This window comes from Pseudofrankia coriaricola, from assembly GCF_032027725.1.
In the GTDB taxonomy this organism is placed as follows: domain Bacteria; phylum Actinomycetota; class Actinomycetes; order Frankiales; family Frankiaceae; genus Pseudofrankia.
In genome coordinates, this window is sequence record NZ_JASNFO010000071.1 from 72769 (window position 1) to 94853 (window position 22085).

General features: G+C 70.3%; 19 protein-coding genes, 1 tRNA gene and 1 pseudogene. 11 read left to right on the forward strand and 10 right to left on the reverse strand.

The features are described 5' to 3' along the window. Positions 1-18: 18 nt before the first annotated feature. Both QOZ89_RS31825 and QOZ89_RS31830 read right to left on the reverse strand, forming a co-directional pair. A pseudogene (locus QOZ89_RS31825) lies at positions 19-428 on the reverse strand (NAD(P)/FAD-dependent oxidoreductase); the annotation flags it as partial. A 177-nt stretch (positions 429-605) separates the two neighbouring features. Further along, positions 606-866, reverse strand: a complete 261-nt coding sequence (locus QOZ89_RS31830; protein ID WP_083419859.1) for a CGNR zinc finger domain-containing protein — start codon at positions 864-866, stop codon at positions 606-608. Positions 867-959: 93 nt separating this feature from the next. Here QOZ89_RS31830 and QOZ89_RS31835 point away from each other — a divergent pair, with 93 nt between their 5' ends. The 3 genes from QOZ89_RS31835 to QOZ89_RS31850 all read left to right on the forward strand — a co-directional run bounded on the left by QOZ89_RS31835 (position 960) and on the right by QOZ89_RS31850 (position 3876). Next, a complete protein-coding gene (locus QOZ89_RS31835) occupies positions 960-1652 on the forward strand; it encodes an ArsR/SmtB family transcription factor (protein ID WP_312627359.1) in 693 nt (230 codons plus the stop codon). Further along, positions 1645-2058, forward strand: a complete 414-nt coding sequence (locus QOZ89_RS31840; protein ID WP_071053373.1) for a cupin domain-containing protein — start codon at positions 1645-1647, stop codon at positions 2056-2058. Before QOZ89_RS31835 ends, QOZ89_RS31840 begins: the two co-directional genes overlap by 8 nt. Before the next feature lie 1272 nt (positions 2059-3330). Continuing rightward, on the forward strand, positions 3331-3876 hold the full coding sequence (locus QOZ89_RS31850; protein ID WP_071053371.1) for a thioredoxin family protein: 546 nt from the start codon (positions 3331-3333) through the stop codon (positions 3874-3876). Between the two features lie 244 nt (positions 3877-4120). Here the strand turns inward: QOZ89_RS31850 and QOZ89_RS31855 are convergent, their stop codons facing one another. Further along, positions 4121-4951, reverse strand: coding sequence for a helix-turn-helix domain-containing protein (locus QOZ89_RS31855; RefSeq protein WP_071053370.1), 831 nt, complete (start codon positions 4949-4951; stop codon positions 4121-4123). A gap of 194 nt (positions 4952-5145) precedes the next feature. Here QOZ89_RS31855 and QOZ89_RS31860 point away from each other — a divergent pair, with 194 nt between their 5' ends. Then, positions 5146-5892, forward strand: a complete 747-nt coding sequence (locus QOZ89_RS31860) for an NADPH-dependent F420 reductase (RefSeq protein WP_071053369.1) — start codon at positions 5146-5148, stop codon at positions 5890-5892. A 189-nt stretch (positions 5893-6081) separates the two neighbouring features. Here QOZ89_RS31860 and QOZ89_RS31865 read toward each other — a convergent pair. From QOZ89_RS31865 to QOZ89_RS31880, 4 genes are all read right to left on the reverse strand, one after another. Continuing rightward, positions 6082-6157: transfer RNA gene (locus tag QOZ89_RS31865), tRNA-Ala, on the reverse strand. Between the two features lie 135 nt (positions 6158-6292). Then, entirely contained in the window at positions 6293-7849 is a 1557-nt protein-coding gene (locus QOZ89_RS31870) for a hypothetical protein (RefSeq protein ID WP_312627363.1), read from the reverse strand. A 367-nt stretch (positions 7850-8216) separates the two neighbouring features. Further along, the gene (locus QOZ89_RS31875) at positions 8217-9344 is read right to left on the reverse strand and encodes a ParA family protein (protein ID WP_071053450.1); all 1128 of its coding nucleotides are present in this window, start codon (positions 9342-9344) and stop codon (positions 8217-8219) included. Between the two features lie 531 nt (positions 9345-9875). Beyond that, positions 9876-10673, reverse strand: coding sequence for a maleylpyruvate isomerase N-terminal domain-containing protein (locus QOZ89_RS31880; RefSeq protein ID WP_241842327.1), 798 nt, complete (start codon positions 10671-10673; stop codon positions 9876-9878). An 887-nt stretch (positions 10674-11560) separates the two neighbouring features. Between QOZ89_RS31880 and QOZ89_RS31885 the strand changes: the two genes are divergently transcribed. The 4 genes from QOZ89_RS31885 to QOZ89_RS31900 all read left to right on the forward strand — a co-directional run bounded on the left by QOZ89_RS31885 (position 11561) and on the right by QOZ89_RS31900 (position 15999). Next, positions 11561-12838 carry an ABC transporter ATP-binding protein gene (locus tag QOZ89_RS31885; protein ID WP_083419857.1) on the forward strand — a complete coding sequence of 426 codons (1278 nt, stop codon included), beginning with the start codon at positions 11561-11563 and terminating at the stop codon, positions 12836-12838. A gap of 67 nt (positions 12839-12905) precedes the next feature. Beyond that, on the forward strand, positions 12906-14156 hold the full coding sequence (locus tag QOZ89_RS31890) for an ABC transporter substrate-binding protein (RefSeq protein WP_071053367.1): 1251 nt from the start codon (positions 12906-12908) through the stop codon (positions 14154-14156). Beyond that, entirely contained in the window at positions 14153-15085 is a 933-nt protein-coding gene (locus QOZ89_RS31895) for an ABC transporter permease (protein WP_312627368.1), read from the forward strand. The genes QOZ89_RS31890 and QOZ89_RS31895 overlap by 4 nt, the downstream gene beginning before the upstream one ends. A 68-nt stretch (positions 15086-15153) precedes the next feature. Next, positions 15154-15999, forward strand: a complete 846-nt coding sequence (locus QOZ89_RS31900; protein ID WP_071053366.1) for an ABC transporter permease — start codon at positions 15154-15156, stop codon at positions 15997-15999. A 305-nt stretch (positions 16000-16304) separates the two neighbouring features. Here QOZ89_RS31900 and QOZ89_RS31905 read toward each other — a convergent pair whose 3' ends face one another. After that, complete coding sequence (locus QOZ89_RS31905) at positions 16305-16436, reverse strand: DLW-39 family protein (RefSeq protein WP_241842326.1); 132 nt, start codon at positions 16434-16436, stop codon at positions 16305-16307. Between the two features lie 240 nt (positions 16437-16676). Continuing rightward, complete coding sequence (locus tag QOZ89_RS31910; protein WP_071053365.1) at positions 16677-17219, reverse strand: YbhB/YbcL family Raf kinase inhibitor-like protein; 543 nt, start codon at positions 17217-17219, stop codon at positions 16677-16679. A 110-nt stretch (positions 17220-17329) separates the two neighbouring features. Between QOZ89_RS31910 and QOZ89_RS31915 the strand changes: the two genes are divergently transcribed. Then, entirely contained in the window at positions 17330-17668 is a 339-nt protein-coding gene (locus QOZ89_RS31915; RefSeq protein ID WP_071053364.1) for a P-II family nitrogen regulator, read from the forward strand. A 177-nt stretch (positions 17669-17845) separates the two neighbouring features. Here QOZ89_RS31915 and QOZ89_RS31920 read toward each other — a convergent pair whose 3' ends face one another. After that, positions 17846-18655, reverse strand: coding sequence for a DedA family protein (locus QOZ89_RS31920; RefSeq protein WP_083419854.1), 810 nt, complete (start codon positions 18653-18655; stop codon positions 17846-17848). 473 nt (positions 18656-19128) lie between these two features. Here QOZ89_RS31920 and QOZ89_RS31925 point away from each other — a divergent pair, with 473 nt between their 5' ends. Both QOZ89_RS31925 and QOZ89_RS31930 read left to right on the forward strand, forming a co-directional pair. Beyond that, positions 19129-20307: a lipase family protein gene (locus QOZ89_RS31925; RefSeq protein WP_312627373.1), complete on the forward strand. Its 1179-nt coding sequence runs from the start codon at positions 19129-19131 to the stop codon at positions 20305-20307. A 597-nt stretch (positions 20308-20904) separates the two neighbouring features. Further along, positions 20905-21903, forward strand: coding sequence for an ROK family protein (locus QOZ89_RS31930; protein WP_071053362.1), 999 nt, complete (start codon positions 20905-20907; stop codon positions 21901-21903). The last annotated feature ends 182 nt before the right edge of the window (positions 21904-22085 follow it).

Consider the following 22085-nt stretch of genomic DNA (forward strand, 5'->3'; position numbering starts at 1 on the left):
CAGGCACAGCAGGTTGCCTCACCCGGGGTAGAGGTAGCTGTCCTCGATCTCGGTGATCGTCACCTTGGGCGGGGGCAGAAACCCGAGCTGGACCACCTGTTCGGGAACCGCCGTGGCCAGCAGCCAGTCGGCCGCCACGTGTGCCCGGTTGGTGCCCGCGCCGAGGGCGAGCAGGTGATAGGCACGGTGACCGCGGCGGCCGGGACGCCCGAAATCCGGATCCCGAGCGGGTTGGCGACCGCGTCGGCGCCACCGAGGTCGACGACGAACCCGAGGTCACGGTGGCGGTACGGCCGCGCCGTGCCGTAGCCGACCGAGGCGGCGACGTTGCGCCCGGCGGCGGCCCCCTGACGGACGGCGTGCTGCGCGGTCTGCCCGGCGGGTGCCCCGTCCCTGGTCACGTCGTGTACCGCCGCCGCGTCGCCGAGAGTAACTGGCCGCATTCCCAGGACGCGGGAGTATTAGCCGACGGTCCGGTCGATGTCGGCGACGGTGAGCACGAGGTGGACGGCTCGGGCGATACGTACGAATGGCTCCCAGGTCGGTCGGTCGGGTGGGTGGGAGGCGGCCTCGGGCGAGCGGCACGGGGGACTGTGCGACGCGGTTCACACCCCATCGCCGGTACCTGTGGCTCTGCGGGCCCGGTACGCCGTCATCTTCGACCGGGCACCGCAGTCGTCCATCGAGCACCACCGACGTACTCCCGCACGGCTCTCATCGACGAACAGCAGCGCGCAGTCGGGCCGGCCGCACTCGCGTACCCGACCGGCCAGCGGCCCACCGAGCCTCCCAGTCGCGCTTCGTGCCAGACAGGCAGGGAACGCCCCACCGTCAATGCTGGATCCATGCCGGATGCAGGCCCTCACATCCCCGTTGGCGACTGCCCAAGGCCGAGTCCGCGACCTCGATTACTCATGATCTGCTTGATTACTCACTAATGAGTGAGTAAGGTCGGTTTCGTGCTCGATACAGCCGCAGCTGCTCGCCTACTGGCGGATCCGACCCGGGTCCGACTCCTCGACGCCCTGACTGCCGGACCGTTGCGGACCTCCGAGCTCGCCGCAGCGGCGTCGATGTCGGCAGCGGCGGTGAGCCGGCATCTTCAGCTCCTACGCGACGGGGACGTTGTCGAGCGCCTGGATGTGGCCGATGACGGCCGCGGGCGCGCCTACCGCCTCCGGCCGGCCGCGCTGGAGCATTTGGCCGACTGGATTCGCTCCACGACATGGAGCGCGGAGCTGACGGCCGCGGTGTCGCACCCCCGCACCCGTGAGCTCGTCGGTCGAATCGGAGGGTTCCTCGACGCACTCACCGACAGCGACGTGTCGTTCTTCGAACGGCACCTCGGCGAGGAGGCCGTCCTGATCTTCCCGGGCCTCGCCGAGCCGATCGACAAGCGCGGGTGCATCCAGTCCGTGAGCAGCCACCCCCCTTACCAGCGACACCAGCTCCTGGCCGAACCGACCGTGCAGCTCCTAGGGACCGCCACCACGGTGATCACGCTCCACGCCGAGGTCGGGACCGCGGTCGACGATCACCCTCGTCACACCTTCATCACCGCGGTGATGGAAGAACGCGACCCCTGGCAACTCGCCCACCTCCAATGGACACCAGCAGCTCCTCCCGACCAGAAAGGCATTACCGATGACTGACCTGTTCGATCTCACTACCACCTACGTCGTCGTCGCCGGAGACACGGCGACGAGGTTCGAAGGCGGTGAAGCGTTCTGGCGGCGCATGGCGTCCAACGATGCCGCGCTCTCTCCGGCGGACGGCGGATGGCTTGTCTCGTCCTACGTGCTTACTGAGTCGTGGCAGAACTGGGAGATGCATCCCAAGGGTGACGAGGTCGTCCACTGTCGGACCGGCGCGTGCTCCTTTGTCCTCGAGACGCCGAGCGGAGCTCGGACCCTCGAGCTGACCCCCGGACAGACGGTTGTCGTGCCACGCGGAACCTGGCATACAGCAAAGGTCGACGATCAAGCCGAGCTCCTCCACATCACCTACGGCTCGGGCACCACGTTCAAGCCCGTCGCGCCGACGAACTCGGCCCGGTGATCCCGCGCACCTTTCCGCCAGCACCGGGCTGGTCACCCGACGGCCACCGCATCAAGGCACCCCTGGAGTACTCCCGCGGCAGCGAGAAGATCTGGGTCTTCGGCGGCCTGCGCATCCGTGACGGCACCGAGGTCATCTGCTGCGCCCCGGCGCACAACAGCGACGGCTGGATCGGGCTGCTGACCCAGCTGGCCCGAGCCAATCCCCGCGGCCCGATCCGGGTCGTCACCGACACCTGGCCACCCACACCAGCTGGAAAGTCCGCGGGTGGCTGGACATGTCTACGGCACGGTCCTGATCGATCTGGACCGCCGTCGGCCGATCGACCTGCTGCCCGACCGGGAAACGGGGCTCGACCCCACCAGGGCCAAGTCCCGGTCCGGACGCGCTCGGCGACCGCGCTGATCGCCGCGACCGGTCGGGCGTCCGGGCCGTGCTGCGGGTCCCGGCCTGGGCGACCAGCCTGATCCCGCCGTGGCCGATCGACCGCGCCTCCGCCGCCGTCAACGGCTGCCGCTGCCGCTCGTCGAGATGCGGGAAGATCACCTTGAACTTGGCCGCCAGAACCGCCCGACGTCCGTGGTCGTATCGCGGGACAACCAGACCACATGACGCAAACGACGAGTTGTTGTCACAATGAGTGCATGGAAGCGTACAAGCACACCCCCGAGGAGCTCGAGCTCATCGAACAAATGCGCGGGCGGACGAGACCTTGCGCAAGCTGTGGGCGGAGGGGCCCTACCCTCCTCACAGCGACGAGTACGCCAAGTACGGCGAATGCCTGTGCGGACACTGCCAGGAAGTAGAAAGCCGGGATCCGGGGTGACGGCACGGACTCACGGCTCCGACGAGCCGCGGAAGCGCGGGAGTCGGCCGCCAGGATCAGCGCCTTGCCCGGCCAGGTCGTAGCCGACGCACGAGACGTCGAACAAGACGGACCCAGGGCCAACGGCACCCTCCACGAACACCCTCCTCTGCCGATGAGCGCGCGTCGGGATGATTGATCGACTAAACTTTTGGACGCGTCGCCTCAGTAGGCAGAACTCATTTGCGGCGGTGTTACCAGTTTGGTTGAGCGTAAGCAAGCGGAGCGTCGTCGGCCTTCCCGAGATCGATCTCGGTGACAGCTCGGCAGGGTTGTGAAGCATCAGGAATTTCGTGATCGTCCGCAGGGGCGGGCGTACCGCCTGCAAGCAGGGCATGCGGCGAAGCCTGCGACAGGATCATCGTGGTGCGCGTGCAGCCGTCGAGCCCGACTCGTAACCTGCGGGCATGGCTGTCTCGTCCCTGATGGTGCCTCTGGGCGCGGCGGCGCCGGACTTCGCGCTCGCCGACACCGCTGGCCGGACAGTGCGTCGCGACGACCTTGCCGCCGCGCCGGCGCTGCTCGTCGCATTTCTCTGCAACCACTGCCCCTACGTGCGGCACATCGAGGCCGAGCTGGGCCGAGTGCTCGGCCGCCACCCCAGCCTGGCGGTCGTGGGCGTGTGCAGCAACGACGCCCAGGCATATCCGGACGACCGTCCCGAGCTGCTCGCCGAACAGGCCAGGCGGGCGGGCTGGACCTTCCCGTACCTGGTCGACGGCGACCAGACGGTCGGCCGGGCGTACCAGGCCGCCTGCACGCCTGACTTCTTCTTGTACGACGTCCACCGCAGGCTGGCTTACCGCGGCGCCTTCGACGAATCCACGCCGGGCAACCGTCGACCGGTCCGCGGGGACCTGCTGGAGGCGGCGTTCGTACACGTGCTCGTCGGCGAGCCGGTACCCGAGCCGCACACCCCCAGCATGGGCTGCTCCATCAAATGGAGGTCCTGACCGGTTCGCCGCCTCCGCGTGCGCACCGGGCCGCCCTCACCAGGCTGACGGGATTGAGGGCGGCAGAGACGACCCGACGAGCTGACCCCTTCGCGCGGCACCGGGCACCTCACGGTCGGCAACCACGCTGGCTCTTCCACCCGCTCGGTCAGAAACGACGCAGCCGGGCCACCCGATGCGGCGATGTCTCCGATTCCCGGCCTGTTGCCGGGATGCCGGGGTCCGTCCGCTGTGTGGGGATGAACTACAGGGTCCCGAGTATCCGCAGCGCCTGCTCAGATGCCGAGCCCGGCTCGGCGGCGAACAGGTCCAGCCCGCAGCACGACGGCTCGTCGGGCAGCGCGACGAGCTCGCCGTGCAGCGTCAGTTCGCCCACGACCGGGTGGTGCAGCTCGTACACCCGGTACCGGACCTGCGCGACCGGGTGCTCTGCCCACATCCGCGTGAAGTCCGCGCTCAGGTCCCGCATGTGGTCGACGTGCGCCGCGAGTCCGGAGTCCCCGCGGTACCGCCCGAACAGAACGCGCAGATGCGCCACGTGCTCGCGTGCCGCCCGCTCCCAACCGGTGCGGTGCAGCTCGCGCAGGTGGGGCTCGTCGAACAGCAGGTGCGAGAGCGTGCGGCGGTTCTCCGGCAGCGCGGCGAAGTCGCCGAACACCGCCACGGCGAGCCGATTCCAGCCGACAAGCTGGGTGTGCCGACCGACCACCAGCGCTGGAGTCATCACGAACGACTCCAGCAGGTTGCGCAAGCCCGGAGGTACGTCCGACGAGGCCGCGACCCCCGCACACGGCAGGGGACGCCGTGCGATTCGGTGCAGGTAAGCCAACTCGTCCGCGTCCAGGCGCAGCGCCGTGCCGACGGCGTTCAAGACCTCGTCCGAGACGCTGTCGCCCTTGCCCTGTTCCAGACGCGTGTAGTGAGCGATGCTCACGCCCGCCAGCCCGGCCAGCTCCTCACGCCGCAGGCCCGCGACCCGGCGCACTCCGCCGTAGTCCCACAGCCCGACGTCCTCCGGGCGCAGGCGGGCACGGCGTGACTTGAGGAACTCGCTCAGCTCGGCCCGGTCGTCCACGCGTCAACCCTACGGCTGAGCGTGCAGCGGGTGATCACGTCGTGAGTACGCAGAACACGGGCCTGGTCGGGCGGTCGCGGCGGTTCCACGCTGTCTGGCGAGCCACCCGCACGCGACCGGCGCGGCCTTGCCGCGCTCGTTCACCGCCCGCCGGCTCTTGTTGCGGCATTCACACGAACGAACGGAGAGAAGCCGTGCCCCAAACGCTCGGACTCATCGGCAGCGGAATGATCGGTTCTTCCGTTGCCCGCTTGGCCGCCGCGGCAGGCCTCGAGGTCGTCCTCAGTAATTCGCGAGGCCCTGAGACACTCGCTGGTCTTGTCGCTGACCTGGGCGGGCGTGCCCGAGCGGCCACACCGGCAGAAGCAGCACGCGCCGCAGACCTGGTGGTGGCGGCAATCCCGCTGAATGCCTACGAACAGCTCCCCGCCGATGCTCTGGCCGGCAAGACGGTGCTGGACACGGCGAACTACTACCCCGAACGGGACGGCCACCTCGCCGAACTGGATGCGGGCGAACTGACCTCCAGCGCTCTGGTACAGCGCCACCTCACGGGCTCCCAGGTGATCAAAGCGTTCAACAACATCACCCCGCACCAGCTGTTCTCTCTCGCCCGGCCCGCGGGTGCGCCGGACCGCAGCGCCCTTCCCGTCGCCGGCGACGACGCAGAGGCCAAGGCAGAGGCCACCCGGCTGTTGGACGTCCTCGGTTATGACGCGGTGGACATCGGCATACTTGCCGCCAGCTGGCGCAGTGAACCGAACACACCGGTATACGTCCAGCCCTATCTCGGCGAAACACCAGCCATGAACGTCGAGGCCTTCCTTCGCTGGACTCTCCGGACACCCGGCGTCGTCGTTCCCGCAGCGCGAGTCCGCAAGCTCGTCGAGACCGCGGTTCGCCGGCCGGCAGGCGAGGCCAGGCTCCCGAGCGACGACTGACCCGAAAAATAGGTGAGGTGACAGCGTTCTGGGTCAGGCGGCCGCCGGGATCGGATCGAAGCGGACGGTGTAGCCGAGGGGGCAGCGCCAGCAGACGACCGAAACCACCACCCCAGCAAGCCAGAAACGATCACCAGCAGACTGTCACACCCAGATGTGAACATCGACGCTGCTCAGATGTGAAGATCGTGGTGGAGACGAGGGGACTCGAACCCCTAACCCCTGCCTTGCAAAGGCAGTGCTCTGCCAGTTGAGCTACGCCCCCGTACCGTGCGGCCGGCGGGAGCCGCCGGTCCGGCGGCTGCGCAGCGGCGCGCGGCTCCAAGCGTACGACATGCAGGCGCGAGGTGAGGAGCCTCGAAGTACCTACGGCATCGGGGCTCGTGCTCGCGATCGCTGATCAGCAGCGGCCCATCTGATCCAGCCACGACGCGAGCAGCGGCGGCAGCTGGTCGTAGCAGGCGGGACGGGTCGACGGGGCGGCGGGCGGCGTCGGGGCCTGTGCCGGTGACGGAGTAGAGGTGGGCCGTGGTGCTGGGACGGCCGTGACGGGCCGGCGGGGCGGGGCCGGGAGGGTCGTCGAGCTCGCGGACGCCTGGGCGCCGAGCGGCGGGGTCGCCGAGGGCAGGCCTGGGAACACGGGCGACGTCGGGGTGCTCGACGAGGTCGCGGGCACGCGGTCGGTGCCATCCGCCGCGGGGAATCCCGCGTTTGGGGACGGCGCTCGGCTGCTACCGGGACCGACAGTGAGTAGTGCGACGCCGCCTACGATCATGACAACGGCCGCGGCGGCGAGGGCAATCGTCGTTCGGCCGATCGGGCTGTGGACGAAGGTGCCCGTGCGCAGCATGTTCACCCGCTCCCGGAGGCCGCGGTCGCGAGGTTCGTCGGCGGGCTCGATAGGAATCAGGAGCCGAGCGGTCCCGTAAGGGATCTCGTCCTCATCGAGGGGCAGGGAGCCGTTGGCGGCCCCGTCCGGCCATTTCCGTTGGTCGATCTCCACCGAGTCGTCGACTGGCGAAGGGCCGTGGACCGTTGGTCCTCCGCCGGCCGCGTCGGCCGCGGTGCCAGCGGTGTTGGGCTGGTCAGCGGTGATGTTCCCGGCCTGAGCGATCTCCGCCGCCGGGGCGGCGTTCCCGACCTGCGCGGTGTCCTCGACCTGCGCGGTGTCCCCGGCCTGGGCGGAGGCGTCGGGATCGGGTTCCGTGCTCGTCGGCGCCGCGTCGCTTGCGTCAAGGGATCCGGGGGTGGCGTTGTCCGCATGGGTCTCGGACGAGGCGCCGGAATCGGCTGGAGCGTCCTGGCTGGCGGAGGCGTCCTCGACCTCGTCGAGGTCGGCCGCGGTGAGGCCGCCGCCGGTCTCGCTCGCACCGCCGTCGTCGCCTGGCCGGGTCGCACCGGCCGCCTCTGACTCGTCGACGGTCGGTCGCTCGGGTGGCGAGAGGGTTTCAAGGCCGCCGCTGTCAGGCTTGGACTCGGTCAGAGAGCCCTCGGTTGGGCTGGGCGTCGAGGCCTCGGAGGCGGGCGGGTCCGCGGGGGCGAGAGGGACGAGGGGGACGCTCCCTTTCAGCGTGGCTTCTGGGTCGGCGGCGTCGTCCTCGGGCGAGTGCGGGTCTGCCCCGGGGGCGAGGTCGTTCGAAGCGGGGAGGGATGCCCCGAATGGGTGCTGAGCGGGCGGGCGAACGAGCGTCCGTCGGGACCGGAGAAAGGCCGCGACGCCCGCGGCGCGGCGCCGCGTCGCGAAGGTGACCCGGGTTTCGTTGTCCGTTCCGAGTCGCTCCGCCGCTTGTAGTGGGATGATCTGTTGATGTTCACGGTGGCCGTTGTCTGCGCCGCCATGGGTGTCGGCGGTGTTCGCGGACGGCCTCGACGTGGGCTGCGCCGGGCCGATTGTGATGTGGGACACGGGACTGGCCGGCGAGACGGCGCCAGCCTGGGCCACCTCGTCCTGGGGCACGGCCTCATCCTGGGACGAGGCGCGGGTCGGTCCGGGGCGGAGTGTCACGGCGTCGTGAGCCGAATCCGATCCCACGTCTCCCGCGTCGCCGTTGTTCCAGCTCCCCGCGGCCGCTTCGCTCATCGTGACGTGCCCCTGTCGCCTACTTCTCGCGCGGGTCCGCGCGCCGTACGGCGGCGGAGCGCGGTGCCTGGGCGCTGACTACCGGTTCTCACGGTTCCACATGGCGGTAGATGACCGCCGACCAGCCGGGCGAATCGGCGTCCACCAACAACGGACTATCAAGGTCCCTTCAGTGGAGCGGCGGTGCGCGGGCATGGTGCGCGGCATCCCTGTCTGCTGGTGCTGGTGCTGGTGCGGCCGGCGACTACTGTCTGTTGCCGGAGGCGGAAACGGGCAGACGGGGCAGCGTCGGGTCGAGGTAGCGCAGCCGCTCGCGCACGTTCACCGCCAGGTCGCGGAACTCCTGGTAACACTTGCGGACCTGGGTCTGCGCCGCGGCGAGGGCGCCGTCGCCGGCCCGCAGTTCGAACATCGGCTTGCGGGCGTCCTGCGCCAGCGGCATCAGCGCCTGGTAGTGCGGCAGGTTCGCGATCTCGAACGACTTGTCGAACGGGTCGGCGCGCTGAGCGCCGAGCACCGATGTCGCGAACACCTCGGGGATCCTGTCGAGCCAGCGGTCGTACGCCCGCACCGGCCGGTCCCTGCCCGAGGCCGGCTGCATGATGACGTACCCGATCGGCATCATCAGGGCGCGCGGCGCGGCGATGCGGTCGGGCACCTTCGGCAGCACCATGCCCTGCCAGGTGGAACGCCAGTCCCGCAGCGTTGGGCCGAGGTTGCGCAGGCCGCGCAGCGAGAACAGGTCGGCACCCAGCGGCATGAGCACAGTGTCCGCGGACAGCAGCGCGGCCCGGTTGATCGCGCCCAGGTTGGGTCCGACGTCGATGAGCACGATCTCGGCGCGGACCGCGCGCCCGCCATGGTCGACGACCCGATGCAGCGCGGTGGTCGTGCGCAGCGCGGCGACGTCCTTGCCGAGGAAGCTGTTCGGCCACGCCGCCGACAACTTGTCCTCGAAGACAGAAAGGTCGACGTCGCCGGGCAGCAGCCAGACGTTGTCGTCGACGGATACGGGGTCGAACAGCGCGACGTCCCCGACGCCCTCCATGATCGGCGCGATCGCCGTGGCGATGGTCCCCGTGCCGGCAGCGATCCGCGGGCGTCGCCCGCCGCCGAGGATGTCGAGGTGCCGCGGAGCCGAAGACCCCGTCGAGCCCAGCCTGGCGTTCGCCGGCGACACGGCGGCGGCCTGTTCCTGCCACAACGTCGCGAGTTCGTCCTCGTCGAGGAACTGCGCGGTCAGGTTCGCCTGGGGATCGAGGTCAACGGCGAGCACACGGTGCCCCTGGCGCGCCAGCATGTGCGCGAGATGGAAGGTCAGCGTCGTCTTGCCAACGCCACCCTTGTTGTTGAACAGCGCCATTGTGATCAACGCCGGCCCCCTCGAGCCGCCCACCCGGCCCGTGTCAGCCCGAAGCCGCCACATGTCCGCCGGCGGCGCGGGGCTTCGCCGTTCTCGCGCCCCCTTCGCCCGGGACCGGCGGAGCCGCGCAGCTGAACATCCGTGCGCATGCGGGGGCCCCGACGGCCAGAAAAGCCGGTCAAACCGGCATGTTGCGCGCGCACCCGACCATTGTCTCCCTACCACCCCGACCCGGCGCATTGCCAGGGTCATCGGCTGCCCGTATCGGGCCCTGGTTCGGCACGGTGACCATGCAGGGGATCCGTGGTGACCACGGTGACCACGGTCGGGCTCTGCTGGGCCTGGGCCCCGCCCTTCCTCCCCGTCCGGCCCGGCCGAAGGAGGCCCGGCCGACAGAAGGACCGACAGAAGGAAGGAACGGACCGGCGTCGGAGGCGGTGGGGATGCCGACACGACACGGTGCGGTGCCCACGCGTGGGCACCGTCCCTGGGTGGACGTCGTGGCGCGAGTACGCGAGTAAGGAGGCGCTCCCGGGACGCTCAGCTCGAGGGGGCGAGAGGTGGCCAGTCCGTCGGGGTGGCCGCCGTGGGCAGCCGGCCGAGAAGCCAGCGCAACGTCTCCGGGGTCGAGGCCCGCACGGTGACCATCCGCGGGCCGCGGCCGAACGCGCGTGACGGCCGGTCGCCCGGTGCCAGCAGCACGGTGACCTCGGGTGGCAACCGTTCCGACAGACGGGCCGCGCTCCACGCCCACTCGGCGTCGACGTAGGCGGCCGGCAGGTCGGCCCAGCCAGGGCCGCCCTTGTCGATGAGCCCGAGGTCGACGAGGTGTACCTCGACCTCACGCCAGCGCGCGAAGACCAGGTCGGTCAGGCTCGTCGGTGCCCTTCCGTGGTGCACGATCCCGGTCCGCCAGACGTCGACGTGCGTGCGGTCCCAGGCGCGCTCGAGCGCCGCGATGGCCCGCGCCAGGTCATCACGGATCACCGCCGCCGGCCGGCCGGCGGCCACGTCCAGGTCCACGTCCGGGTCGAGATCCAGGCCGAGGCCGGCCGCGGCGGCCTCGAACAACCTGGTGTGGGTGTCCGCGCCCTGGGCCAGGTGGCTCAGCACATGCCCCACGGTCCAGCCGGAAAGCAGCGACGGGCGGGCGATGACCTGGTCCTCGGCGGCCGAGGCGAGGGCGAGCAGCCGCCGATGACCGGTGGACGCCCCCGCGAGCAGGTCGTGGGGGATGGGCGACGGGACATAGCCGGAGCCGACGGGCGTGGCGTGCGTTTCCCGCGCGGACGGCGGGATGCCTGGCTCCCGGGTGCCGGGCCGAGTCTCGGTGGCCACCAGCCCACGATGGGCCACCGCGCGCCGTCCGTCCAACCGGCGGTCGTCGCCGGGCTTGGGCGCTCGCCAGACCCCCAGAGCCACACCGGCGAGGTCACGCGTCCACGGACGGACGCTGCCCATCCACAGGGACACCGTCCACCTCGTTCCAACGTGCCCTTGCCAACGCTGACCATCAGAGGGGCAGTGTTGGCAAGGACTCGTTCCTGGCCGCGAGACGGGGATCGTCACCCGAGAACGGCGACCCCCGGTGGAAACCGCCGCGCGATGGCCTGCCGGCGGCAGTCGCGGGCCGGCCATCGCTCGCCGCGGCCATGGCTCGTGTCACGCCCGCGGCCGTCTCCTCACGATGCCCACCGGTGGTCGGTTCCGCCGGCAGGGTGGCGCACTGTTGACCGTGCGGACCATCTCCGAAGGCGCTGACCACCGGTGGGCATCGGGGAGCACCCTCACAACGCGTGGGCCTGGCCTCACCGACGCCCGCGGGAGCTTCGCTGGACACGCTCCGCCCGTACGCTGACCACCAAAGGGGCAGTGCCACGTCAGGACTACGCCGGCTGGTATCCGTTCGTGTACAGACACTTTCCCTACGCGAGCAGTGCCACGAAGGTGTCCCGAGGCCGTGCCTCGTGCCCCCCGGCCCGGTCCACGCAGGTGGCGGGTCCGCGACGCCTCCGGCAGGGCCGTCGCGTGACGAACGAACGAGAGTGGAATCCCTGGTCCGAGGCGCCGGTGGGCTCTGATTCGGCCGGGAAATCGAACCTTTACGTCGGATCCCTTGTCGAGGCCTCGTTCCGCTGTCAGTCTGGCTCGGCGCCAGTGCGCAACTTCTACAGGTTGCCGCAGATCTGTCACAGAAAGTGAGAAAGGCGGGTGCGAGCTTGGCGGTGACCGCGGACGAGGGGCCGGCGTCCGCCGCGGACGCGGTGGGCGATGCGAGATCGGTGTCCGCCCAGGTGTCCACGACGGTGCCCACCGGTGGAACGGGTGATGCACCGCCCGCGATCGAGCTGGTCGGCGTCGCGAAGGAGTACATGTCGCGCCGCGGCGCGGTGACCGCCGTCGAGACCATCGACCTGCGGATCGCCGAGGGCGAGTTCTTCTCCCTGCTCGGCCCGTCCGGCTGTGGCAAAACGACCACGCTGCGCATGATCGGCGGCTTCGAGGAGCCCAGCCGCGGCCAGATCCTGCTGCACGGCCAGGACGTGACGTCCGTCCCGCCGAACAAGCGCGACGTCAACCTGGTCTTTCAGAGCTACGCGCTCTTCCCGCACCTCGACGTCGCCGGCAACGTCGCGTTCGGCCTCAAGCGCAAGGGCGTCGCCCGCGGCCAGGTGCGCCGGCGGGTCGGCGAGATCCTCGACCTGGTCGAGCTCGGCGCACTCGCCGACCGCCGGCCCCGGGAGCTGTCGGGCGGCCAGCAGCAGCGGGTCGCGCTCGCCCGTGCGCTGGTCAACCGGCCGCGGGCGCTGCTACTCGACGAGCCGCTGGGCGCGCTCGACCTCAAGCTGCGCCAGACCATGCAGATCGAGCTGAAGCGGATCCAGCGCGAGGTCGGGATCACGTTCGTCTACGTGACGCACGACCAGAGCGAGGCGCTGACCATGTCGGACCGCATCGCCGTCATGAACAAGGGCCAGATCGAGCAGCTCGCCTCGCCGCGCGAGCTCTACGAGCGGCCGCGCACCCGGTTCGTCGCCGGCTTTATCGGCACGTCCAACGTGCTGCGCAGATCCGTGCGCACGGTGACCACCGACGGGACCGGTCCGATCGCGATCCTGGACGCCGGCGCGGACGAACGGGTGATCGTGCCGGTGCACTCGGGGCTGGGCGGGGTGGTCACCGGCTCGGTTGTCGAGCTGACCGTGCGGCCAGAGAAGATCAATATGACCGCCGCCCGGCCCGAGGGTGACGTCTGCGTGTTGCGCGGCCGGGTCACCGAGGTCGTCTACCTGGGCACCAACACCACGTACACGGTGTTCACCGCCGGCGGCGACGAGATCACGGTCTTCTGGCAGAACAGCGCGGACGCGAACGACCTCGCGGGTCGCGGCGACGAGGTGTGGCTGTCCTGGCGAGAGGACCACTCCTACGCGCTCGCGCCCAGTGGCGCCGATCCCGCCGCGGCCGAGGCACCGACTGAGCCGGTGGCCACCGCCGGCTGAACCGCCTGGGCCGCCCAAGCACAGCGAACAACGCTAGTACCACTGCATCTCGCGGAGGACCCCCACTGTGACGACTCACGGCAGCTCGGACCATCCCGGCGCGCACCAGGCGCCCGCCCCCGCCGTCAATCCGGCGCTCCTGCGCGGGCTGACCCAGCCCAGGCTGGGCCGTCGCGACGTCTTCCGGCTGGGCGGCCTCGCCGGCGCGGCCGCGCTGCTGGCCGCCTGCGGGGTCAAGGGCGAGAAGAAGGACGACTCGGCCAGCGTCGTGCCCAGCGACTTCTGGGCGGGCAAGACCAAGACCAACACGCTCGACTTCTCGAACTGGCCGCTCTACATCGACGTGTCGGAGGACGGGAAGTCCAACCCGTCGCTGGACAAGTTCAAGGCCGACACGGGAATCAAGGTCAACTACCGCGAGGACATCCAGGACAACGAGTCGTACTTCGGCAAGGTCCGGCCGAGCCTGGCCGCCGGGAAGTCGATCGGCGCCGACCTGATCGTCATCACCAACGGCATCTTCCTGGACAAGTTCATCCAGCTCGGCTACCTCGCGCCGCTCGACCAGACGAAGCTGCCCACGTTCGCGGCGAACGCGGACGCCAGCGTGAAGAACCCGTCGTACGACCCGGGCAACAAGTACACGGTCGCCTGGCAGTCCGGGCTCACCGGCATCGCGTACGACCCGGCCAAGACCGGCCGGGAGATCACCAGCTACGAGGACCTGTTCGACCCGAAGTTCGCCGGCCACGTCGGCATGTTCGGCGACAACCTCGACCTGCCGAACCTGGCGCTCGTCGGCATGGGGGTGAACCCGGAGAAGTCCACCCCGGACGACTGGAAGAAGGCCGCCGAGAAGCTGAACAAGCAGCGCACCGACGGCATCGTCCGCAAGTACTACACGCAGGACTACATCGACGCGCTGGCGTCCGGTGACCTGTGGATCTCCATGGCGTGGTCCGGTGACGTGTACCAGCAGGTCGCGAGCGGCAAGAACCTGCGGTTCATCGTTCCGAAGGAGGGCGGGATCCTCTGGACCGACAACATGTGCATCCCGATCACCGCCCAGCACCCGGTCGACGCGATCACCTACATGGACTACGTGTACAAGCCGGAGATCGCCGCGATGCTGGCTGAGTACATCAACTACATCACCCCGGTGCCGACCGCCAAGCAGGACGTGTCCCCGGCGCTCGCCGACTCGCCGCTGATCTTCCCGAGCGAGTCGGACCTCGCGAAGACCCACCGTTTCCGCGTCCTCACCACCGACGAGGAAACCGAGTGGAACAAGATCTTCCAGCCGGTCTACCAGTCGTGAGCGCCGAGCCCGCGGCCACAGTCGCCCCTGCCCCAGGGGCGACTGGTCTCCGGCGCGGGCGACGGGGCGCGCGGTGGCGCTCGCCCTTCACCCCGTACCTGCTGGCGCTGCCGGGCGGGCTGTGGCTCGCCATCTTCTTCGTCGTCCCGATGCTGGTGATGCTCTCGGTCTCGCTGCAAACCGGGAACGTCGTGGACGGCTTCGTGCAGACCTTCCATTTCGCGGTCTACCCCGACGCGATCAGGCAGTACTCCGACCAGTTCATCCGGTCCTTCGCCTACGGCGGGATCTGCACCGTCCTGTGCGTCGTGCTCGCCTACCCGATGGCGTACTGGATCGCATTCCACGGCGGGCGGCGCCGCTCGACCTACCTGTTCCTGGTGCTGCTGCCGTTCTTCGTCTCGTTCGTGATCCGGACCGTCTCGTGGAAGTTCCTGCTGGCCGACGACGGCGTGCTGCTGGGCAACCTGAAGGACATCGGCCTGCTGCCGGACGACTTCCGGGTGCTCGCCACCTCGACGGCGGTCATCGGGGGCCTGACCTACAACTCGTTCCCTTTCATGCTGCTGCCGATCTATGTCGCGCTCGAGCGGATGGACCCGAAGCTGCTCGAGGCCGCCGACGACCTCTACGCCGGCAGGGCGGCGGTGTTCGGCCGGGTGGTGCTGCCGCTGTCGATGCCGGGCGTGTTCGCCGGCGTGCTGCTCACCTTCGTGCCCGCGACCTCGGACTATGTCAACGCCTCGATCCTCGGCGGCACCAGTGACACGATGATCGGCAACATCATCCAGACGACGTTCCTGACGAACGCGGACTATCCGCTGGCCTCCGCGATCTCGTTCATCCTGATGGTGATCCTGCTCGTCGGGATCTTCATCTACGCGCGTGTGCTGGGCACCCGCGACGTCTTCGAGATGGGCACCCGATGAGCGCGGCTCCGACTCCGGTTCCGTCCTCGACATCGCGTCCGGCCTCGGCCTCGGCGGCGTCCGGGGCCATGCCCAAGGGCAAGGCCAGGCGCCCGCGCGGCCGGCTCGGCGAGCACCTGCTGCGGGTCTATACCTGGCTGATCCTGCTGTGGCTGGTCGCGCCGATCATCTCGATGATCGTCTTCAGTTTCAACGACACGCACAGCAAGCAGAACAACAACTGGCAGGGGTTCACCCTCACCTGGTGGAAACGCATCGGGGCCATTCCCGACCTGACCACCGCGCTCGAGAACTCGCTCACGATCGCGCTGCTGTCGACCCTCATCGCGACCGTGCTCGGGACGATGATCGGCATGGCGATCGGCAAGCACGCGTTCCGCGGCAAGGGCGCCGTGAACCTGTTGCTGTTCGCGAACATCGCCGCGCCCGAGGTGGTACTCGGCGCGTCGCTGCTGTCGCTGTTCATCACGCTTGGTATCCCGCGCGGCTACCTGACGATCCTCATCGCGCACGCGATGTTCAACATCGCCTATGTCGCGGTGGTGGTCAGTACACGGCTGGCCAGCTACGACCTGAGCCTCGAGGAAGCGGCGCGTGACCTGGGTGCCGGCCCGTTCGCGACGTTCCGGCTGGTCACCCTGCCCATCATCTTCCCGGGCGTGATGTCGGGCGCGCTGCTCGCCTTCTCGCTGTCGATCGACGAGTACATCATGACGCAGTTCAACGCGGGCGGAACGCTCACCTTCCCGCTGTGGGTCTTCGGGGCGACACGGGTCGGCGTCCCGCCGCAGGTGAACGTCATGGCCACGATCATCTTCATGGGTGGCGTGCTGCTCGCCGTACTCGGCGCGACCATTGGCCGAGGCCGGCGCACCCGGCGGCCGGCCGACGACACCGCCGGCGCCCCGGCCTGACCCCGCGCGGTGGGTGTGACATTGGGCTGGCGAGCAAGGCACGTAACGGCACCACAGATCGTGACAACGCATCAGCGCAGTGCCAACCCAGCCACCTCGTCGAGCGGGATCAGCCGGGCCACCGTCATATGCGTCAGCCCGGAACCACGCGGGGAGGGCGCCCAGCGCCCGCGGACCTCCCAGATCGACTCCGCAGGCTCCGTCGATCCGGCAGGGACCCCGGGCGGCGCCCGGCCGGGGTTCCTGCCGGATCGCGAAGCGATCTGGGAGGTCTGGGGCGCGGAGCGTCCGGGCGCGGGACCGCCCTAGTCCTGGCTGGTGCTGGCGGAGGTCGCCTCCCGCCACAGATCGATCTGCTCGCCCTTGTCCCGGCGCCAGCGGGTGGCCAGCGCGGCGGCACTGGCCACCGCGGCGATCAACGCAAGCTTGCGCATCATCGGACGCTCTCCTTGTCCTGGTTGCTGGGCTCCCGGCCCCGCCTCGTCACGGTATCTCGGGCGCCCTGCGCCCGCGATCGGGCGCAGGGCGCCCTCTTACGTGATTCCAGGTCGGGGCATACGACGAGCCTGGCCTGGTCCCGAGTCGACGAGGTGGCTGGGTTCGTGGGTTGAGCGGGCAGGATCGTGCCTGGGTGGGCCGAGCGCCCCGGAGGGGCGCTCGGCGTTGCCCTGGGCCGCTCAGCGCTGGTAGGTCGCCCGCAGGACGCCCCGGGCAAGCGTGTGGAACGCCAGGTTGAATCCGACGACCGCGGGCGAGACCGCGTCGTTGATCTCCAGCTTCGGGACGTCGACCGCGTGCACGACGAACACATACCGGTGCGGGCGGTCGCCCGCCGGGGGTGCCGCGCCGCCGTAGCTCTTCGTCCCCCAGTCGCACGCCACGTGATAGGCGCCCGCCGGCAGGCCGGAGAGGTCGCCCGAGGCGGCCCCGGTCGCCAGCTCGGTGACCGACGCCGGGATGTCGACGAGGGTCCAGTGCCAGAAGCCGGATCCCGTCGGCGCGTCCGGGTCATAGCAGCTGATGACGAAGCTGGCCGTTTCGGCCGGGAATCCGGACCAGGACAACTGCGGAGAGACGTCCTCCCCACCGGCGCTGCCGTGCACCTGGGCCAGGGACAGCGGCTCGCCGTCGGTCAGGTCGGTGCTCGTCACGGCAAAGCTGGGAGCAGGCGGCAGCAGGTCGAGAGGGTCTGGCGCCAGTGCGCGGTCGGCCAGCGACATACGGCGTTCCTCCAGATGAGCAAGGGTGGGCAGCGCAGCCCGGCATGCGTCGGCTCTACGCTTTGGCGGAACGAAAACCCGCAGTCCGAGCGCATGAGTGGGGCCTGGTCGTGAAGCTTGTCACCGCAATCCTCCGCCCGCACCGGGTAGCCGACGTGCGCGCCGCGCTGACCACGTTCGGTATCCATGGCATGACGACTAGCCAGGTAACCGGTTACGGCATGGAAGTTTGGCGTACCAGTTCGTATAGGGGGCAGAGGTTCCATGACGAAACCGTCAGTAACGTCCGGTTGGAGATCGTCACCGAGGATGCTGACGCGGAGGACGTAGTCAACGTCATCCTGCGCTCGGCCTCGAGCACCGCGAGCGGCGCGGGCAAGATCTGGGTCACTACGGTCGACGGGCTGGCCCGCGTGCGTACCGGCGAGCGAGGCCCCGATGCGCTCTGATCTTCGGGAGCCCAGTTCCAGACCTCAGTTCCAGAAGATGAGTATTCAGATGTCGTCTGTTGTGTCGTGCCGGCCTGAGGTGGCGTAAGCTAGCGTTCGTCTCGGTCGTCCTGCTCGTCGAATCCCCCCGTATCGACGAGTAGGCGATCGAGATTTTTCGTGTGTGGCCGGGACCCGTCAGCGACGGTGGCGGCCGCCGCCGTCGGGGCGGCGAGGGGTGGGGCGCGGGACCGGCGGCTGGACGGACAGGCCGGGGCGCGGACGGACGAGGACCTGGGTCGTCTCGTGGCTGACTGGAAGTACCTCGTCGTCCAGCGTGTCGTCCATCGCGGGGACGGTGTCGTGAGAGCGGCGCCTGGCCGCGCGGCGGGCGCGCAGGAGCTCGTAGCCGATCGGGACCACCGAGATCAGCACGATGAGGACGAGAATCGCCTCGATGTTGTTCCGGATGACGCCGATCTGGCCGAGGAAGTATCCGAGGGCCGTCACACCGCAGCCCCAGATCACGGCGCCGATCAGGTTGTACATGACGAATGTGCGGTAGCTCATCCGGCTCACGCCGGCGATGATCGGCGTGAAGGTGCGGATCACCGGTACGAAGCGGGCCAGCACGATCGACCGGGCGCCGTGCTGCTCGAAGAAGGCGTGTGCCTTCTCGATGTGCTCCTGCTTGAACACCCGGGAGTTCGGCCGGCGGAACAGCGCGGGGCCGACCTTGCGCCCGAACAGATAGCCGACCTGGTCGCCGGCCGCGGCCGCCACGCCGATCAACAGGCAGGCGAGCCAGATCGGGGTGGAGATCTCGCCCCGCGCGATCAGCATGCCGAAGGTGAACAGCACCGAGTCGCCGGGCAGGAAGAAGCCGACGAGCAGTCCCGACTCGGCGAAGACGATGATCAGAATGACCGCGATGCCGGCCTTGGCCAGGGTGTCCGCATTCAGGAAGGCGGGGAGGGCAAGCGTGTTCGCCGCGATCGAGGTGGTCACAGTGCGGGCCTCCGGAGCGGACGCGGTCGCGAGGATGGCCAGCCGCCCGCGGGAACGGCATGCCCGCTCGTCGATGGCCCAGTCCGTGGGTCCAGATCAGGGTAACGAGCGTCTCCGCCCGCCGGGCGAGCGGCTGGCAGTACCCGGCTGAGCTGGCCGGAGTCTGTGGTCCGGAGGCCTTGGCCGGAGCGTGTGTCTCATGCCATACCGCGGCCGGGCGGCCGGTGGCCGCGCGACCGGAGCAGGAACCGGATCCGGTGCCGCGTTGGGCGTGGAGCGGCGAAGCGGTCGGCGGTTGACGGTTGGCGACGGTGGTGCCTCCGGCCATAGCGGGCGAAGTTGGTTCACGTGAAACGTTCGCCGACACAGAGGGTGAATAACCTCGACATGTGCGGACGCAGGCATCTCCGGGTGGACCGGGCAGACGGCGGGCACGGCGAGGGCTGGTTGTCGTCGCGGCGGCTCTGGCCGTTGTGTGCGCGACCGCGCCGCTGACCGGTTGTGGCTCCGGCGGGGATGGTGGCGGCGCCGCGCCCGCGACGGCCGAGCCGACCCAGGCGGACACCGAGTTACCCGCGGATGTCAGGCCGGGCGCGCCGGGCGAGCTGATCTCGGCGACGCCGCTGACCGCGTCGGATGGCATGGCGGCCTGGCGGGTCGTCTACCACACGCGGGACCAGAACGGCGCCGACGTGGTGGCCTCCGGGCTGGTCGTCACTCCGTCGGCCGGGCAGGGCGGCCCTGTCCCGGCCGGCGGTCGGCCAGTGGTCGCCTTCGGGCATGGCACCACGGGGGTGAATGACGCGTGCGCGCCGTCCAGGTCCAACCCGCCGCTGTCATCCATCGGCGGGGCGCTCGGGCTGGTGACGCAGGGGTACGTGCTCGCCGCCGCCGACTACATCGGGCTCGGCACTCCCGGCGAGCACGCGATCTATGTCGCCCGCCCGGAGGGCCAGGCGCTGCTCGACGTCGCCCGTGCCGCCCGGTCGCTTCCGGCCGCGCATGCCGGTGAAAGTGTGGTCATCTGGGGTTACTCGCAGGGCGGCCAGGCCGCGTTGGCCGCCGGAGCGCTGGCCGCCCGCTACGCGCCGGAACTCTTAATCCGCGGGGTGGTGACGACCGCGCCCCTGGCTGACGTGCCGAACTCGCTGCGCAGCATGCTCGCCGAGCCCAACGGAGTCGCCTACGTGCTGCTGGCGGCGATTGGCGTCTCGGTGATCGATCCCGGCGTGCGGCTTTCTGACGACCTCACCGCGCAGGGACGACGGCTGTTGTCGATCGCCCGGGAGAAGTGCGCGCTGGATCTGCTCATCGCGAGCTCCGGGCAGAGCAGCGCGACGGTGTTCGTCCACGATCCGCTGACCACCGAGCCCTACGCCTCGGTGTTCGCCGCGCAGCGGACCGCGGTCATCGCGCGGATGGCCCCTGTGCTGGTACTGCAGGGCGACATCGACGATGTGATCCATCAGCCCGTCACGGACGGTGTGGTGCGCGACCTGTGCGCCACCGGCACGGAGGTCGCCTACCACCGCTACGCGATCGCGGACCACAGCACGGTCGTCGGCGCGTCCTATCCGGAGATGTACAGCTGGATCGCGGGCCGGTTCGCCACCGACCCGCCGCCGGTCCCCAACATCTGCGCGGGCCTCTAGCGCCCAGGCCGTAACGGGGCGAGCACCTCGGTCCAGCGAGCCAGCTCATCGAACATCAGTTTCGAGGCTGACGACAGCCGCCGCGGTCCTCCGGCGGGCGGCCCGATGCGCCTGCCCACAGTTCTCCTCGTCGGCTCTCCTCATCGGCCGGCGAGCAGCGGGCGCGGTCTCGAGGGCTGCCCGGCCCACGGCCCGGCCCACGGCCCGGCCCGCGGTGCGGTCCAGCCCTGGCGCGCGGCGAGCGGGCCCTGCCCTCCCGGCCGTGAGACAGCCACGCGGTCGCGGTCGCGGTCGCGGGCGGAGGCGGAGGCGGGGCCGCCGGGCCGACCCGGCGGCGGCTGCGCGACGATAACGCAGCCTTGACGGCGGAGGCTCTCGGCCTACCTGATGCGGGGCCGCGCCACGACGGCGACGTCTCGCGCGGCCGGAGGCGCTCGACCAGCCTGGTGCCGGACGGGCGTCCAGGCGGTCGGCGCGCCGCCACTGGGGCACCAAAGTCGGGCATGACTGGCCGGTATGTGACGCGACTCGCGGCAACTGGGCGACAACTAGGCCGAAGGCGGTTCGGCCTCGCTGGCAGGGACGGAGAATGGCGCGGTGACTCAGGACGGCGTACCACGCGCGGGCAGCGCGGGCACGGATCCGGTTCTTGGCCTCGACCTCGGCGGCACGTCGATCAAGTGGGTGACCCTGGTCGACGGCACGGTGATCGACAAGGGCCAGGTGCCCACGCCGCGGACCGGCGTCGACGACGTGCTGTGCGCGCTCGCCGGCCTCGCCGCCCAGGTCCCGGCGGCGCGGGCGATCGGCATCGCGGTGGCGGGCGCGCTGGACCCGGTCGCCGGCAAGCTGCTCGTCGTCCCGAACATCCCGGGCGACTGGCCCGCCCGGGCGATCGGCCCGGAGCTCGCGAACGCCATCGGGCGGCCGGTCAACCTCGCCAACGACGCGCGGGCGTTCGCCTATGGCCAGCTGCGGCACGGCGCCGCCGCCACCGCGGCCGACGCGATCTTCGTGACGCTCGGGACCGGGATCGGCGGCGCGATCGCCTCCGACGGCCAGCTGCGGCTCGGCTACCAGCGCCGCGGTGGCGAGATCGGGCACATGCCGATCGAGCCCGATGACGGCCGCAAGTGCGGCTGTGGCGCGATCGGCTGCCTGGAGACCATCGCGGGTGGCCGGGCACTGGCCGAGATGGGCGGAGACCTCGTCCGGACCGGCTCCGCGCCGGTGCTCGCCGCGGCCGTCGAGGGCCGGCCCGAGCTGGTCACGCCCGGGCACGTGGTCCAGCTCGCCCCCGTCGATCCGGCCTGCGCACGCCTGGTCGCCCGCGCCGGGCGGGCCCTCGGCATCGCGTTGGCCTGCCTCGCGAACGCGCTGGCGCCCGAGGTCATCGTGTTCGGTGGCGGGGTGTCGGCCGGCCTGTCGGCCTTCCGCCCGCACTTCGACGACATCATGTCCCGCTACACCGTTCTCGTGGAGAACCCGCGGGTCGTCACCGCCATCGACGGCTTCGCCGGCGCCGTCGGCGCCGCCGCCTGGGCGGCCGAGCCCCCCGCCGGCTACCCGTCCCCGACCCTGCCCAGCGTCCGCTGACCTCGGCGGCTGACCTCGGCGTCGCCGCCTACCGCAGACGCACAACTCCTGACGCCAGACAGCAGCACCATGCGCTGCTGCCGCCTCCCAAGGCGCGGAAGGAGGGCCAGGTCCCCGTGGACGCGGGCCCTGGCCCGACGCCTGTCCGGAAACCAAACCTCGCAGCTGCGTCGGTGGCTGCA